This window comes from Glaciimonas sp. OK215, assembly GCF_057787885.1.
Map to the genome: position 1 here is coordinate 2,134,413 of NZ_CM173544.1, position 17,435 is coordinate 2,151,847.

6 protein-coding genes, 2 tRNA genes and 2 rRNA genes are annotated in these 17,435 nt (G+C 55.4%); 6 read left to right on the top strand and 4 right to left on the bottom strand.

Annotated elements, in window-relative coordinates:
* Positions 1-16 precede the first annotated feature (16 nt).
* From AC3CHX_RS09605 to AC3CHX_RS09615, 3 genes are all read right to left on the bottom strand, one after another.
* Positions 17-4,054 (bottom strand): Pls/PosA family non-ribosomal peptide synthetase, encoded by a 4,038-nt coding sequence (locus tag AC3CHX_RS09605; protein WP_488643799.1) that lies wholly within the window; start codon positions 4,052-4,054, stop codon positions 17-19.
* Positions 4,055-4,254: 200 nt separating this feature from the next.
* Positions 4,255-5,886 carry an HAL/PAL/TAL family ammonia-lyase gene (locus AC3CHX_RS09610; RefSeq protein ID WP_488643800.1) on the bottom strand — a complete coding sequence of 544 codons (1,632 nt, stop codon included), beginning with the start codon at positions 5,884-5,886 and terminating at the stop codon, positions 4,255-4,257.
* 69 nt (positions 5,887-5,955) lie between these two features.
* Entirely contained in the window at positions 5,956-7,221 is a 1,266-nt protein-coding gene (locus AC3CHX_RS09615) for an allantoate amidohydrolase (RefSeq protein ID WP_488643801.1), read from the bottom strand.
* A 169-nt stretch (positions 7,222-7,390) separates the two neighbouring features.
* On the opposite strand from AC3CHX_RS09615, the gene AC3CHX_RS09620 reads away from it, so the two are divergent.
* Positions 7,391-8,749: a C4-dicarboxylate transporter DctA gene (locus AC3CHX_RS09620; protein ID WP_488643802.1), complete on the top strand. Its 1,359-nt coding sequence runs from the start codon at positions 7,391-7,393 to the stop codon at positions 8,747-8,749.
* A gap of 218 nt (positions 8,750-8,967) precedes the next feature.
* Positions 8,968-9,657 (top strand): GntR family transcriptional regulator, encoded by a 690-nt coding sequence (locus AC3CHX_RS09625; protein ID WP_488644784.1) that lies wholly within the window; start codon positions 8,968-8,970, stop codon positions 9,655-9,657.
* A gap of 251 nt (positions 9,658-9,908) precedes the next feature.
* On the opposite strand, the gene pgm is transcribed toward AC3CHX_RS09625, so the two are convergent.
* Positions 9,909-11,564: a phosphoglucomutase (alpha-D-glucose-1,6-bisphosphate-dependent) gene (gene pgm / locus AC3CHX_RS09630; protein WP_488643803.1), complete on the bottom strand. Its 1,656-nt coding sequence runs from the start codon at positions 11,562-11,564 to the stop codon at positions 9,909-9,911.
* A gap of 856 nt (positions 11,565-12,420) precedes the next feature.
* Here pgm and AC3CHX_RS09635 point away from each other — a divergent pair.
* From AC3CHX_RS09635 to AC3CHX_RS09650, 4 genes are all read left to right on the top strand, one after another.
* Positions 12,421-13,953: ribosomal RNA gene (locus AC3CHX_RS09635) — 16S ribosomal RNA — on the top strand.
* Positions 13,954-14,078: 125 nt separating this feature from the next.
* A tRNA-Ile gene (locus AC3CHX_RS09640) sits at positions 14,079-14,155 on the top strand.
* Positions 14,156-14,163: 8 nt separating this feature from the next.
* Positions 14,164-14,239 (top strand) — tRNA-Ala (locus tag AC3CHX_RS09645).
* 293 nt (positions 14,240-14,532) lie between these two features.
* Positions 14,533-17,408: ribosomal RNA gene (locus AC3CHX_RS09650) — 23S ribosomal RNA — on the top strand.
* Together the 16S and 23S rRNA genes with 2 tRNA genes alongside form the textbook arrangement of a ribosomal RNA operon.
* Positions 17,409-17,435 lie beyond the last annotated feature (27 nt).

The following is a 17,435-nucleotide window of genomic DNA, read 5'->3' on the forward strand; positions in this document are numbered from 1 at the left end:
AAGCGTTCAACTGCATTCAGCTGCGCGCCGGCGCTGCCGGACAGCCGCGCCAGCTGGTACCGGCCGGAATTTGTTCACCCTTCATGACGAGCGTCAGGGCCCCCAGCTTGGCGTTATCGCCGACGATCGCGCTGTACAGCACGGCACTGCGCGGGCCCATATAGACACGGCTGCCGATGGTGACATGATCGACTTTCATCACACGGTCTTCAAACAAATGGGTTTGCGGACAGGCCAGGGCGTTGAGTTCACTGTAGTCACCGATGGTCACGCAGTCGAATTCGGTGATGTCGGTGGTGTTCAGATAGACTCCACGCCCTATGTGGCATCCCAAAATATTGAAAGCCAGCGGCAGCCACGGTGTGCCGCGCAGATAATTCAACAGATTCGGCACGGCAATGCCCTCGTACAGGTTGGTGACGCCTTCCGACAGCCAGACAAACGGGGTCCACATTGGCACACTGCACTTGCGGTAGCGTCTCAGCAGCAGCCACTTCATGCCCGCGATGCAAATGAACGTGCCGACGCCGTACATCAGACCCGACAACGTCAGTAACCAGATCACTTCACCCCAGCGCTCGGCGCCGGCAAGTGGCATCAGGTTCAATACCAGGGTATAGCCGACAGCGATGACGATGGCGTGCGGCGAAACGATACGGAATGCTTCCACCAGGCTGCGGCCAAGACGGCGTCGCTTGGACGGCCGGAACGTCAGATGCTCCGGGAAGCCGCTGGTTTCTTCGCGGGCCGGCAGATTGATGGGCGGCGAGCCCAGCCAGGTGTCGCCATTGCGCATCTTGTCGTTATCCGGTGCGCGCGAGTGGACCCCGATCAGGACGTTTTCCGGCAGCGTGGTGCCGTCCGGAATATACGCGCCATTGCCGACAAAACTGCGGCGCGAGATCACCGTCGGTTGCATCCGCATCCAGCCGCCGTCGATTTGTTCGTCGCCCAGCAGGACGGCGTCGGCGATGAAAGTCTCGTCACCCAGAGTCAGCATATCCGGCACCACGCCCAGCGCGGTCGAAATTTCCGCGCCGCGACCGACTTTGGCGCCCAGCAGGCGGTACCAGAACGGGGCATAGACCGTGGCGTAGACACCATGTAGCACGCTCAGGCTGGATTCCTGAATCTGGTTGACCAGCCATTTGCTGCAATATTTATTGCTGCGTACCGGCCAGCTACCAGCCTTCAGGCGCGGCAGGACACTCCAGCGAATGCCGGCAGAAAGCAGTGCGGTACAGATGATCAGTACTGCCGTGGCCGGGAACGCCATGACGAAATATTTGGACAATTGGAAGGTCAGCCCGTTACCTTGCAACCATGGGAAGCGGTCAACATCGTCGAACCAGTCGATCAGGATAAAACTAGGAAATACCGGCATGAAGAACAGCGTGGTGATCAGCAAGGCGCCGAACAGGAAGAACACCGACTCGCCGACCTGGCGCGCACATGTCACCGGTGGCCGCGGCGGGTTGGCATTGTGGTCAAAAGCGCCGATATCGCGTGCCGGCGAGCCGCCCCAGATGCGACCTGCAGGGATGGATTGACCATCGCTGAGCGCTGACTGGCCTTCCAGATGGCCGAATTCGCCGATCGCAGTATTGCCTTCCAGTACGGCGTAAGAGCCGACACAGGTTTCACGCGCAATGGTGATCTTGCCAAGCCGCAATTCGCCATGTTCGACCCGGGCGTTTTCAAAATTGACGGCATTCCCTATCGTTGCGCCGTCCTCAATGGTCAGCAAGTCATGCACGCGTAAGGTAATTGAACCAATCACGACTTCGGAGCCGATGCGCGCACCGAGTGCTCTCAGCCACCAGGTGTAAATCGATGAGCCGCTCAGCAAGTAGGTCGGCGCTGCCTCGATCAGGCGGTCGGTGAGCCACCAGCGGTAGTAGGTCAGTCCCCAGAGCGGATAGCGCCCCGGCTTGACGCGGCCGAGGATCAGCCACTTGGCGGCGATGGCAATCCCGAATTCAAACAATGTCGCCAGCAAAAAAACGCCTACCGAAATCGCGATGGCGCGCGGGATCGAGTCGCCGGGATCGCCGGTAAAGAAATGGTAGGTAAAAAACGGCGCCAGCCACTGCATCATTCGCATTGACACCAGCCATGGCACTGCTGCGGCTTGAGCGGCGCCACAGACCCAGCGTTTGAAAGAAGAGGGGGCGCTCCAGCTAGTATCGACGGCCGCAGCAACTTCGTGTGGTTCCGACAACACTGCGGCAATGCGGCCGACTACCCGGTTCATATAAATATCGCGCACGGTGACATGGGCAAAGCGCAGATCGGTACGCAGAGCCGATGCCAGCCGCGCTGCAAATAGCGAATGGCCGCCAAGGTCGGTAAAAAAATCGGCATCGCGACGAATGGGCTGGCCGGGGAACAGCTTGGCCAGCGCAGCGAACAAGGCTTCCTCGGCCGGTGTTTCCGCGGTGTCGGAGCCGCCGCCTGGATGGTCGGCATTCGCCACGGTCAGTGGCCGTATCTTGAGTGCCTTGCGGTCGATTTTGCCTGAGGTCAGGCGCGGCATCTCGCTCATCAGCTCGAAAAATCCCGGCACCATGTACGGTGGCAGGTGTTCGCCGAGGCTGCTGCGTAGCACGCCGGCGGCAATCGCGGCGCCGTTTTCGGGAACGATGAAGGCGATCAGCTGATCAATCCCATCGTCGTGGCGCAGCACGACCGCAACGGTGCCAACGCCGGGTTGTCGGGTCAGCACTTCTTCGATCTCTCCCAGTTCGACCCGAAAGCCGCGGATCTTGACCTGGTCGTCGGTGCGGCCCAGGCATTGCACGCGGTCATCGGCTTCGATCCGCGCCAGATCGCCGGTGCGGTACAAGCGGCTGTCATGTTCGCCGCTGGCCCAGGGATTGGTCAGGAACTTTTCCGCCGTCAGGTCGGGGCGGCCCAGGTATCCTGCGGCGACGCCAGGTCCGATGATGCACAGTTCGCCGACATCGCCGCGTGGCAGCAAGGTCAGGCCATTTTCAATTGCCGGATGGATGACCAGCATGCCGTAGTTTGGCAATGGCGCGCCGATCGTCACCGGTTCGTTGGCGCGCAATGCGGCCAGGCTGGCAGAAACGGTTGCCTCAGTCGGGCCGTAAGTATTGAAAATTTGCAGGCCGGGTTTGGCCCATCGATTCACCAGCGCCTCCGGACACATCTCTCCGCCCAGATTGATCAGGCGCAGGCTAGGCACCTCCTGATTGAACAATGCCAGCAAAGTTGGCACTGCATGTAACACAGTCACGCCGTTTGCGGCCATCGCGAGCGGCAATGCTTCGGGATCGGAGGCGAGTTCTTTTGGCGCGATCCATAGCGTCGCGCCAACCAGATAGCTGATCCAGATTTCCTCGAAAGACATGTCGAACGCGACTGAAAACCCTTGATACACGCGGTCCGTGCCACGCACGCCGAGCACCGCGTTTTCGCTGCGCAGAAAGTGGCAGATGCCGGCTTGCGTGATCTCGATGCCCTTCGGTTTGCCGGTCGAGCCGGAGGTATAAATCACATAGGCCGGGTGTGTGCCGAGCAGGCCGCAGCGCTTTTGTTGCGGTGCGGGTGACGGCGCCAGCAGATGTTCTATGGTCCATACGCTGCGTCCAAGGTTTTCCAGCCGCGCAGCAAACGGCGTACAGCTGACGATGCCCGGTGCATTTGCGTCTTCCAGGCAGACAGCGATGCGCTCGACCGGTGTGTCTGCATCCAGTGGCAACCATGCCGCGCCCGCTTTAGCGATCGCCGCTTGCATGATGAGCAAATCAATTCCGCGCGGTAGCCACAAGCCAACGATTTGTCCCGGTTCTACACCTGCTTGAATCAGCCCTGAAGCAGCCTGGTCGGCAGCCTGGTTGAGTTCTTGATAAGTAACGCTGCGTTCAGCGAAAATCAACGCAATCTGGTCCGGCACGCGCGCAGCGGTGGCCTCCAGTAGATCGGCGAGAACTTCATTGCGTATCAGTTCGGGTTGTATCGGTCCGAGCAGGATATCTGGATGGACAGCAGCAGTCGTTGCCGCGATTTTGGCGAGCGGGGATAAGGTCATGAAGGGATGAAGCGGGACAAAGCGGGGATGTTAACACGGCGGCAATGCGCTGGCGTCGCCACTAAAACAATATCGTCACGTTTTCATCAATTCCGCAACAACGGGAGATGCGAGTTGCCAGATCGGAAACCGATTTCCGAAAATAAAAAGCCCCGTCAATAATATGACGGGGCTTTTATTCTATAAAAGGACGTTATCAATCAGACAAATTTGCCGATTTTTTCCACCACGGCATCCCGCACCGAACCGCTGACCACAAACGACTGCGCCATCAGGATGTCGTCATGGAACCAACGGTCGCCGTCCAGGCAAGCCGGAATCTGGCGCCGGATTTCCTGGTAAGCCGCTTGCGTGCCCTGACCCAGCACGAAGCCTGGCAGCAAGTCTTCGGTCATGGTCAGCGCCTGGGCCGCCAGCAACATTTCCACGCCGATGATGTATTGCGTGTTGGCCACCACGGTGGCGGCCTTGCGTGCGCACCAGGTCGAGTTGGACACGTGGTCTTCGCTGTTGCCCTTGGCCGGAATGCTGTCGACGCTGCCCGGCATGCACAGCGTGCGGTTTTCCATCACCAGCGAACTCAGCGAACATTGCACCACCGGATAGCCGGTATTCACCCCGCGCACACCGCTCATCAGGTTGCGCGGCAAGCCCCAGGACAAGGTCGGATCGATCAGGCGCGCGACGCGCCGTTCGCAGATGCTGCCCAGATCGGTGATCGCCATCGCCATCAGATCCATGGCCTGGGCCAGGTATTGACCGTGGAAATTGCCGCCGGAGATGATTTCGAAGCCGCCGCCTTCCTTGTCGAAGATCAGCGGATTGTCGGTGGCCGAATTGATTTCCTTGTCGACGATGTTGTCGATGTAGTCCAGCGCATCGAATACCGGGCCATACACTTGCGGCGCGCAGCGCAGCGAGTAGACGTCCTGGATCCGTGCGCTGTAGGGAATATCGGTGCGGCGCGACTCTTCCGGGAACTGCACCGCGCGTGCGGCGTGCGTGGTGCGGGTCGAACCTTTGAGCAGGGTGCGCACCACTGCGGCGGTCTTGATTTGACCGGCGTGCGGGCGCGCTTGCTGGATGCGCGGATCGAAGGCGGCCATCTCGGCGCGCATCGCTTCCAGCGTCAGCCCCAGCGACAGGCAGGCGTCGGTCAGCAGATTGCGGGCATCGTGCGCCACCAGGACCGCGACCGCCAGCGAGGCGGTGCAGCCGTTGATCAGGGCCGACGCATCTTTGGCTTTCAGGTCGAACTTGACCGGGCCGATCCCGGCCTGGGTGATGGCTTGCGGCGCGCTCATGCGCTGACCTTGATACATCACTTCGGCTTCGTCGAAACCGGCAATCGCCGCGGCCAGGTAGGACAGCGGGGCCAGATCGCCGGAGGCGCCGACCGAGCCTTTTTGCGGCATGAGCGGATGGATCCCGGCGTTCAGGAAGGCCAGCAGGCGATCGACCACTTCGACCCGCGGCGCCGAGTAATTACTGGCGAAAGCATTGGCGCGCAGCAACATGGTGGCGCGGCTGACTTCTTCCGAAAACGGTTCGCCGATCCCGGCGCAATGGGCCTTGATCAGCTGGGTCTGGAACAGTTCGATGTGTTCGACCTTGATGCGGGTGTCTTTCAGCAGGCCGACGCCGGTGTTGAAGCTGTACATCATCGGCGCTGCGTCGTGCATCCAGGTCGATTCGATGTAATCGCGGCTTTCTTTCAACGCGGCGCGGGAAGACTGCGCCAGCGTCACCGGCAAATGGGGCGCGCGGGCCACGCTGACGACTTGGGCTGCGGTAAGGTTGAAGCCGTCGATGGTGATGGTTGTGTTCGTCATTTTCTTTCCAATTTCGAAGTTGCGTTGTTGGTCGGGTTGAGGCCCGCGCTTGCGTCAGTTCTGGCGACGTTATTGCGCGCTACCGCCATTTGTTTTAAAGTTTTCGACAAAATTACTAAATACCTGAGAGGCGAGGGCGGCATCATCTGCCGTCATGATTTCATCCGGGTGGTGGCTAATGCCGCCGTTGCCGCAACGGACAAACAACATCGCCACATCCGTAATCGCGGCCATCGCCATGGCGTCATGACCGGCGCCGGAGGGGAGGTGGCGCACCGGCAATGCGACGGATGCAATTGCCGCCGCCAATTGTTGTTGCAACCACGGCGCGCAGGGAACACTGACTGCTGCATGGGTTTTGCGGGTTTGGATACCGACATTGCGACGTTGCCCGATCTTGTCGATTTCGCTGAGTACGTCGGCCACCGCCGCCAGCCTTACCGCATCGTCTCCAGCACGGATGTCAATCGAAAAAACCGCTTTGCCCGGCACCACATTGGCGGCGCCGTTCGGAACATTGAACTGGCCGACAGTGCCGACCAGTCCCGGCGTGCCGTGACAACGCCGCTCTATATACAAGCCGATTTCGGCCGCCGCCATGGCCGCATCGCGCCGCATTTCCATCGGCACCGTGCCGGCATGTCCGGCCAGGCCTTCGACCTCAACCATGAAGCGTGAGGCGCCGGAGATGGCCGTGACTATGCCCAGCGGCAGATTCTCGTTGAGCAGCACCGGGCCTTGTTCGATATGGACTTCGACAAAGGCCAGCACCGATTCAGGCGCATACGCAGCTTTGGCCAGGCCAACCGCGTGGAAGCCGGACGCCGCCATCACTTCGCGCATGGTGTGACCGTCTTCATCCCGGTTGTCGAGTACCGCCATGTCGAAGGTGCCGGCGGCGGCACGACTGCCCAGCAAGGTTGCTTTGAAGCGCACGCCTTCCTCTTCGGCGAAGCCGATGACCTCAAGCGCGAACGGGAAGCGCTTGCCCTCGGCATGCCATTGTTGAATGCAGGCAATTGGCAGCAGGATGCCAAGATTGCCATCATATTTGCCGCCGTTTCGCACCGAGTCGAAATGCGAGCCGGTGACCAGCGCCGGGGCATCTGCGGTATTTGCCTCATAGCGGCCGATCACGTTGCCGGCCATATCGCGCCGGACATTCATGCCCGCCGCGCACATCCGTTCGGCCAACTGCGCCGCCGCCGCGTGGTGCGCAGGTGTCAGGTAAGTACGGGTCAGCATGCCTTCTGCTTCAGTGTGTTGCGCCAAATCATCCGACCATCGCATGATTTGATCGCCACAGTTCAAGTACGACGTTTGATTGCATTTCATGTTTGTCTCCTTTTTGCGTTTTTTGGATATTACTCTTGAATTCAGTTCTTGCATACAAAAAATGGATGCACTATATTGAGTCCAAGCCAGCCACTTTTTCAACATGCGATTGTGGTGAGGTCTTATTGGTAAAAGCCTAATAATTAAATCTAGGAACTAGGAGACAAACGTGCGGCGCATCTATAAATCACTTTTTGGCCAGGTAGTTATTGCACTGGTAATCGGCATCATCGTCGGAGTGTTGTATCCGAAGTTTGGCGAGAGCATGAAACCGCTCGGCGATGGTTTTATCAAGTTGGTCAAAATGATCATTCCCATGATCGTATTCTGTGTTGTGGTGCATGGCATTTACGGTGCCGGCGAACTGAAAAAGGTCGGGCGGGTTGGTTTAAAGGCCCTGATCTACTTTGAAGTGGTGACGGCCATTGCCCTGGTGCTGGGGCTGCTGCTGGCCTTTGTTTTTCATCCCGGCGCGGGCATGAACATCAACGCAGCCTCACTCGACGCGAGTTCGCTGACCACTTACGTGGACACGGCGAATAAGGTCAAAGGCGCCGGTTTCGCGGATTTTGTGATGAAAATCATCCCGAATACCGTGGTCAGTGCGTTTACGTCGGGCGATGTGCTGCAAGTGTTGCTGTTTTCCGTCATTTTCGGCTGCGCCTTGTCGCTGATCGGTGAAAAGGCGGCCCCGATAGTCAGTATCGTCCACAGCATGTCGGCGGCATTCTTCAAGTGCATGTCATTCATCATCAAACTCGCGCCGTTGGGAGTATTCGGTGCGATTGCCTTTACCGTGGGCAAGTATGGCGTCGGCTCTCTGCAGCAACTGGGCTATCTGGTAGCTTTGTTTTATATGTCGGTGATTATTTTTGTTTTTGCCATTTTGGGCACGATTCTCAGACTGACAGGATTCAGTATTTTCAAACTGATCAAATATTTGCGCGAAGAGCTGATGGTGGTATTGGCGACCGCATCGTCAGATGCCGTCCTGCCGCAAATCATGAGAAAGCTTGAGTACCTGGGCATCAAGGATTCCACCGTTGGGTTGGTGATTCCAACCGGCTATTCCTTTAATCTGGATGCTTTCTCGATCTACCTGACCTTAGCCGCAGTGTTTATTGCGCAGGCGACCAATACTCATCTGGCGCTCACTGATTTACTGGCAATCCTTGCTGTCGCGTTGATTACGTCAAAAGGGGCGCATGGCGTACCCGGCTCGGCGATTGTGATTTTGGCCGCCACCTTGTCCGCGATTCCTGCCATTCCGGTGGTCGGCCTGGTACTCGTGCTGTCGGTCGACTGGTTCATGGGTATCGCGCGCGCACTCGGTAATCTGCTCGGCAACTGCGTGGCAACGGTGGTGGTGGCGGTATGGGAAAAAGACATTGACAGAAAACGTGCGCATGCCGTGTTGAATTGCGACCTGGCAGCGATTCAGGCATACGACGATGATCAAAAAAATCGTAACGATGCGGTCGCAAGTATGCGGCCGGAAACCGCTTTGCATCTCCAGGCAGAACGTTAAACAAAGCGCGGAGTAAAAGACGGGTCAAGTGACTGAAGTAAGTGCACTAAGCAAGCGACCCGGCGTATATCTCGCATGTTGAATGTGTTGATACATAGGAAGCGCCTGGTGCCGGATATCGCCAGGCGCACATCGTTCTTCGTAAGGAATGGCATAAAGCAAGTACAATTTCGGCCTTGAAACAACTCTTCCGCGTTTAAGGTGCAACAAATATGAACATGCCTTCAAGCCCAGTCATTGCCGATAGTTCGGACGATATTGCCGCCGATATCACGATGGCGATCGCCGAACAACGGCTGCCACCGGGCACCAAATTGCGGGAAGAAGCGCTGGCGCGCCTGTATTCGGTGAGCCGCACCAAGATTCGTGCCGCGTTGGTGATGCTGGCAAAGGATAAGCTGATTGATCTGGTGCCGGACAAAGGGGCTTTCGTCAGCCAGCCGACCGAAGAAGAAGCGCGCGAGATATTTTTTGTGCGACGTATTCTTGAAGCGGCGCTGGTGCGCGAATTTATTGCCAAGGCAAGCGCGGATGATTTTTTAGCGATTGATCGGCATCTGGAGCAGGAGCGTGACGCGCTCTCGAAAGGGAGCCCGCAAGCTCGTTCGAGGCTGCTGAGTGATTTTCATATTCTGTTGGCGAAGACGGTGGGGAATCAGGTGCTAACCGATATTTTGATGAAGCTTGCCGGCCGTAGCTCGCTCATTACCATGCTGTACCAATCAACCCGTGACGCTGTCTGTTCATCCGATGAACATCTTTCGTTTATTCAGGCGGCCAAAGCTGGTGATACCGAAAAAGCGGTGCAACTGATGATGCATCACTTACATCACGTTGAGTCTGCGCTGCAGTTTGAGATACAACCGGAAGGCGATAAAAAGGATTTTGTGAAGGCGTTACTGGCTTAAGGCTGATGTACCGACTTTCCCGGGAAGGCCGGTATGGCGCTGGCACAGGACACTTCAGCGCGCCGGTGCTGCCTGAAAAATTGCCATAGCATCCTCGTCGCATTGGGGGCGCGTTATAGCGCACCGTGCAGTCGCCGCCACTCCACGCATGCCCAGTTGAAAAGTTTTTACGCGTAAAAAAAGCACGTGTAATCTTGCTTCTCCTCTTTTGACGGTGTTTCCGCTAATTTAGTAAAGCCGCCTCTGTCGTCCTACTCGCGCTCTGCCGAAGCGAGCGCGGCATCGACGATTGTCTGCGCCTCCTTGAGGATCTGCCGTAAATGATCGGCGCCACGGAAGCTCTCGGCATAAATCTTGTAAATCTCTTCGGTGCCGGATGGCCGCGCTGCGAACCAGCCATTTTCTGTGCTGACCTTGACGCCGCCTATCGATGCCTGGTTGCCTGGTGCCTCGGTCAGGATGCTGAGGATATTTTCGCCAGCTAGTTCGGTGGCAAGTATTTGTTGTGGCGAGAGTGCTGCCAGCATGGCTTTTTGCGCCGCTGTGGCATGGGCCTCAACCCGATCAGCGGCTGGGTCACCTAATTCCTGGGCGAGTTTCCGGTAGATCTGGCCGGGGTCGTCGCCGGTGCGTGCGGTGATCTCAGCTGCCAGCAAGGCTGGCGCCAGACCATCCTTGTCGGTAGTCCAGACCGAGCCGTCAAGGCGCAGGAACGAAGCACCGGCACTTTCTTCGCCAGCGAAGCCAAGCGAACCATCGAACAGGCCGTCGACGAACCACTTGAAGCCGACCGGCACTTCATACAGCTTGCGTCCCAGCCTGGTGCATACGCGATCTATCATCTGGCTGCTGACCACGCTCTTTCCTACGCCGGCCTGTTGACTCCATTGAGGGCGGTGCTGGAACAGGTAGTCGATGGCAACCGCCAGATAATGATTCGGCGGCATCAGGCCGCTGTTGCGGGTAACGATGCCATGGCGGTCGTGGTCGGTGTCGCAAGCAAAGGCGACATCAAAACGGTCCTTGAGATCAATCAGGCGCTGCATGGCATATGGCGACGACGGGTCCATGCGAATCTTGCCGTCCCAATCAAGCGTCATGAAGCTGAAACTCGGATCGATCGTTGCACTGACCACACGCAGGTTGAGCCGGTAGTGCTCGGCAATTCTGGTCCAGTAATGGACCCCGGCACCGCCGAGTGGATCGACCCCTAGCCGTATGTCTGCGCAACGTATCACCTCCATGTCGATGACATTGCCGAGGTCGGCGACGTAGTTATCCAGATAGTCGTAGCGATGGGTAGTGGGGGCGCGTAATGCTTTCTCGAACGGCATGCGGTGTACGCCTTGCAGGCCATGTTTCAAGAAGTCGTTGGCGACAGTTTGTATCCAGCCGGTGATGTCGGTGTCGGCCGGTCCGCCATTCGGCGGGTTGTATTTGAAGCCGCCGTTATCGGGTGGGTTGTGCGATGGGGTAACGACAATGCCATCGGCCAGGACGGCCTTGCGACCATGGTTATAGGTCAGTATCGCGTGCGAAATTACGGGAGTAGGGGTGTACTCATCGTTCTCTGCCAGCATCACGTCGACGCCGTTGGCAGCCAGCACTTCGAGTGCACTGGCAGCGGCAGGTACCGACAGCGCGTGGGTATCGATGCCGAGAAACAGTGGGCCGCTGATGTTCTGTAGTTTGCGGTACTGACAAATGGCCTGAGTGATGGCCAGCACATGCCACTCGTTGAAAGTATTCCGAAACGCTGAGCCGCGGTGACCGGAGGTGCCGAAGGCTACGTGCTGCGCAGTTACCCCAGGATCGGGGCGATTGCTGAAATACGCAGTGATGAGTTTTGGCACATTGACCAATGTGTCGGACGGCGCTGGTTTGCCTGCAAGGGGGCTTATATTCATGGCGCTATCCTTTTATGCGGTTTGTTTGCCTGGCCTCTGGCACGATTTTCACGTTGTGCTGCTTGTCACTGGATATCGGCATCATCGTATCGTAATTGGATAGACCGCCTGCTGATGGGCGGAGTTCAGTGAGCGCGATCAGGTTGTTCGCACTGCTTGGTAAGGATTTTCGACCGACGCGTATCAGAGCAAAATGGGATTATAGAAATTAAGCGTTGCTGTATATATGGGATATTTCCCGATGCGTGGCCACCTAGTTTGCCCTTCTTGCTGACGGTATTGGATATTTATAATGCCCCCAAAAGCGGGGAGCCTATCCATCACCTGGTGCGTTATTAAAAATTGTGACAAAACCGCTTGCCAGTGGCGGAGCGCCTTGCTATAGTTCGGCCTCTGTTGAAAACGACGCGCAATACCGGAAGCAGCGCAGGCTGATTTGGGGCGAAGTTGGAGATGGAAACGAGGTTGCAGTGTGGGTGTTTGCAGGGTGTGGAAGCGTTAAAAGCATTTAAGTTGTTTGTAAAAATGATTTAAAAAGCAGTTGACGAAAAGCACGCAACACCACATAATCTCATCTCTCTGCTGCCGGCAAACAAAACGATTTGTCGGTGCTGCGAACACTACGGTGTGACGCAAAGCAGGGGAAGTTCTTTAACAATTAACAGCCGATAAGTGTGGGCGTTTAATGGAAGTGCAGCGTGAATTGCTTCGGCGGTTTGCGTAAAACTTAAAACATTAAATGTTCACAAAAGAAGAAAATAGGATGCTTCGCAAGGTCAAACTTGGGGAGCGCCTGTCAGTATTTTGAGTGAGCGATAGCAGCGATGCTAGGCAGCAATGCCACAAAACAGAGATTAAACTGAAGAGTTTGATCCTGGCTCAGATTGAACGCTGGCGGCATGCCTTACACATGCAAGTCGAACGGTAACAGGGAGCTTGCTCCGCTGACGAGTGGCGAACGGGTGAGTAATATATCGGAACGTGCCTTTGAGTGGGGGATAACTAGTCGAAAGATTAGCTAATACCGCATACGATCTACGGATGAAAGTGGGGGATTCGCAAGAACCTCATGCTCATAGAGCGGCCGATATCTGATTAGCTAGTTGGTGAGGTAAAGGCTCACCAAGGCATCGATCAGTAGCTGGTCTGAGAGGACGACCAGCCACACTGGGACTGAGACACGGCCCAGACTCCTACGGGAGGCAGCAGTGGGGAATTTTGGACAATGGGCGCAAGCCTGATCCAGCAATGCCGCGTGAGTGAAGAAGGCCTTCGGGTTGTAAAGCTCTTTTGTCAGGGAAGAAACGGTTCTGGTTAATACCTGGGGCTAATGACGGTACCTGAAGAATAAGCACCGGCTAACTACGTGCCAGCAGCCGCGGTAATACGTAGGGTGCAAGCGTTAATCGGAATTACTGGGCGTAAAGCGTGCGCAGGCGGTTGTGTAAGACAGGTGTGAAATCCCCGGGCTTAACCTGGGAATGGCATTTGTGACTGCACGGCTAGAGTGTGTCAGAGGGGGGTAGAATTCCACGTGTAGCAGTGAAATGCGTAGAGATGTGGAGGAATACCGATGGCGAAGGCAGCCCCCTGGGATAACACTGACGCTCATGCACGAAAGCGTGGGGAGCAAACAGGATTAGATACCCTGGTAGTCCACGCCCTAAACGATGTCTACTAGTTGTCGGGTCTTAATTGACTTGGTAACGCAGCTAACGCGTGAAGTAGACCGCCTGGGGAGTACGGTCGCAAGATTAAAACTCAAAGGAATTGACGGGGACCCGCACAAGCGGTGGATGATGTGGATTAATTCGATGCAACGCGAAAAACCTTACCTACCCTTGACATGGCTGGAATCCTTCAGAGATGAGGGAGTGCTCGAAAGAGAACCAGTACACAGGTGCTGCATGGCTGTCGTCAGCTCGTGTCGTGAGATGTTGGGTTAAGTCCCGCAACGAGCGCAACCCTTGTCATTAGTTGCTACGAAAGGGCACTCTAATGAGACTGCCGGTGACAAACCGGAGGAAGGTGGGGATGACGTCAAGTCCTCATGGCCCTTATGGGTAGGGCTTCACACGTCATACAATGGTACATACAGAGGGCCGCCAACCCGCGAGGGGGAGCTAATCCCAGAAAGTGTATCGTAGTCCGGATTGTAGTCTGCAACTCGACTACATGAAGTTGGAATCGCTAGTAATCGCGGATCAGCATGTCGCGGTGAATACGTTCCCGGGTCTTGTACACACCGCCCGTCACACCATGGGAGCGGGTTTCACCAGAAGTAGGTAGCCTAACCGCAAGGAGGGCGCTTACCACGGTGGGATTCGTGACTGGGGTGAAGTCGTAACAAGGTAGCCGTATCGGAAGGTGCGGCTGGATCACCTCCTTTCTAGAGTTTGTACGGACATTAAGCGTCCACACTTATCGGTGTGTTAATAAAGAAGAACAGTTATTAGGTGCGCTGTTTGTGAGCGGAAGATGCTGACGGACTGCCTGCTGATTACTGATCCAAACGGGTCTGTAGCTCAGTTGGTTAGAGCACCGTGTTGATAACGCGGGGGTCGTTGGTTCGAGCCCAACCAGACCCACCACAAGTTTCGGGGGCTTAGCTCAGCTGGGAGAGCACCTGCTTTGCAAGCAGGGGGTCATCGGTTCGATCCCGTTAGCCTCCACCAAAAATCAAACCTAAGTCGAACGCGCGAGCGTTTGGATTTAGGTTTGATCTTTTTAAGATCATTGGCTGTTTTGTTCTTTAACAATCTAGAAGAAGTAAAGATTCGTCCATGATGCGACAGCATTGTGGATGGGTATGATTGTATCAAATCAAAAAGTATGTAAAGAGTTCTCAAAAGAGCATGCGCTAAGCATGCAATGCGAAAACACTTTGGATACGGCAAACGCTAAACTCATAGAAATACCTCTATAACCGCTTTTTGTCTGTGAACGCAGGCAGAAGCTAACGTTATAGGGACAAGTGAATAAGTGCACATGGTGGATGCCTTGGCGATTACAGGCGATGAAGGACGTAGTAGCTTGCGATAAGCTGCGGGGAGCGAGCAAACACGCATTGATCCGCAGATTTCCGAATGGGGAAACCCACCCTTTTAGGGTATTGCATACTGAATACATAGGTATGCAAGGCGAACGTGGCGAACTGAAACATCTAAGTAGCTACAGGAAAAGAAATCAACCGAGATTCCCAAAGTAGTGGCGAGCGAAATGGGAACAGCCTGCAAGATTTAGCATCAGCGATAATGGAACACCCTGGAAATGGTGGCCATAGAGGGTGATAGCCCCTTACATGAAATCGGTGGTGTGGAACTAAGTTTGCGACAAGTAGGGCGGGACACGTGTAATCCTGTCTGAACATGGGGGGACCATCCTCCAAGGCTAAATACTCGTAATCGACCGATAGTGAACCAGTACCGTGAGGGAAAGGCGAAAAGAACCCCGGAAGGGGAGTGAAATAGATCCTGAAACCGTGTGCATACAAACAGTAGGAGCGGACTTGTTCCGTGACTGCGTACCTTTTGTATAATGGGTCAGCGACTTACATTCAGTGGCAAGCTTAACCGTATAGGGAAGGCGTAGAGAAATCGAGTCCGAATAGGGCGTTCAGTCGCTGGGTGTAGACCCGAAACCAAGTGATCTACTCATGGCCAGGATGAAGGTGCGGTAACACGCACTGGAGGTCCGAACCCACTAATGTTGAAAAATTAGGGGATGAGCTGTGGGTAGGGGTGAAAGGCTAAACAAACTTGGAAATAGCTGGTTCTCTCCGAAAACTATTTAGGTAGTGCCTCAAGTATCACCATCGGGGGTAGAGCACTGTTATGGCTAGGGGGTCATTGCGACTTACCAACCCATTGCAAACTCCGAATACCGATGAGTGCGAGCTTGGGAGACAGACGCCGGGTGCTAACGTCCGACGTCAAGAGGGAAACAACCCAGACCGCCAGCTAAGGTCCCAAAGATTGGCTAAGTGGCAAACGAAGTGGGAAGGCTAAAACAGTCAGGAGGTTGGCTTAGAAGCAGCCATCCTTTAAAGAAAGCGTAATAGCTCACTGATCGAGTCGTCCTGCGCGGAAGATGTAACGGGGCTAAGCCAGTCACCGAAGCTGCGGATATCAATTTATTGATATGGTAGGAGAGCGTTCTGTAAGCCTGCGAAGGTGTCTTGTAAAGGATGCTGGAGGTATCAGAAGTGCGAATGCTGACATGAGTAGCGATAATGGGGGTGAAAAGCCTCCACGCCGTAAGCCCAAGGTTTCCTGTTCAACGTTCATCGGAGCAGGGTGAGTCGGCCCCTAAGGCGAGGCAGAGATGCGTAGCTGATGGGAAGCAGGTTAATATTCCTGCACCGTCGTGTGATGCGATGGGGGGACGGATCGCGGAAGGTTGTCCGACTGTTGGAATAGTCGGTTTTTGGCTCAGAGAAGGCTGTTAGGCAAATCCGGCAGCGTAATTCAAGGGGTTGAGACGAGTGAACTTGTTCACGAAGCAATCGGAAGTGGTTCCAAGAAAAGCCTCTAAGCTTCAGTCACACGAGACCGTACCGCAAACCGACACAGGTGGGCGAGATGAGTATTCTAAGGCGCTTGAGAGAACTCGGGAGAAGGAACTCGGCAAATTTGTACCGTAACTTCGGGATAAGGTACGCCCCGGTAGCTTGATTGGCTTGCGCCATGAGGGTGAAAGGGCTGCAATAAAAAGGTGGCTGCGACTGTTTAATAAAAACACAGCACTATGCAAACACGAAAGTGGACGTATATGGTGTGACTCCTGCCCGGTGCTGGAAGATTAAATGATGGGGTGCAAGCTCTTGATTGAAGTCCCAGTAAACGGCGGCCGTAACTATAACGGTCCTAAGGTAGCGAAATTCCTTGTCGGGTAAGTTCCGACCTGCACGAATGGAGTAACGATGGCCACACTGTCTCCTCCCGAGACTCAGCGAAGTTGAAATGTTTGTGATGATGCAATCTACCCGCGGCTAGACGGAAAGACCCCATGAACCTTTACTGTAGCTTTGCATTGAATTTTGAACCAATCTGTGTAGGATAGGTGGGAGGCTTTGAAGCGTGAACGCTAGTTTGCGTGGAGCCAACCTTGAAATACCACCCTGGTTTGTTTGAGATTCTAACCTTGGTCCGTTATCCGGATCGGGGACAGTGCATGGTAGGCAGTTTGACTGGGGCGGTCTCCTCCCAAAGTGTAACGGAGGAGTTCGAAGGTACGCTAGGTACGGTCGGACATCGTGCTAATAGTGCAATGGCATAAGCGTGCTTAACTGCGAGACTGACAAGTCGAGCAGGTACGAAAGTAGGACATAGTGATCCGGTGGTTCTGTATGGAAGGGCCATCGCTCAACGGATAAAAGGTACTCTGGGGATAACAGGCTGATTCCTCCCAAGAGTTCATATCGACGGGGGAGTTTGGCACCTCGATGTCGGCTCATCACATCCTGGGGCTGTAGCCGGTCCCAAGGGTATGGCTGTTCGCCATTTAAAGTGGTACGTGAGCTGGGTTTAAAACGTCGTGAGACAGTTTGGTCCCTATCTGCCGTGGGCGTTGGAAATTTGAAGGGGGCTGCTCCTAGTACGAGAGGACCGGAGTGGACGAACCTCTGGTGTACCGGTTGTCACGCCAGTGGCATTGCCGGGTAGCTAAGTTCGGAAGAGATAACCGCTGAAAGCATCTAAGCGGGAAACTTGCCTTGAGATGATATTTCCCGGGAACTAGATTCCCCTAAAGGGTCGTTCGAGACCAGGACGTTGATAGGCTGGGTGTGGAAGCGTAGTAATACGTTAAGCTAACCAGTACTAATTGCCCGTGAGGCTTGTCCCTATAACCTTAGCAGGTTATATGGTGAGC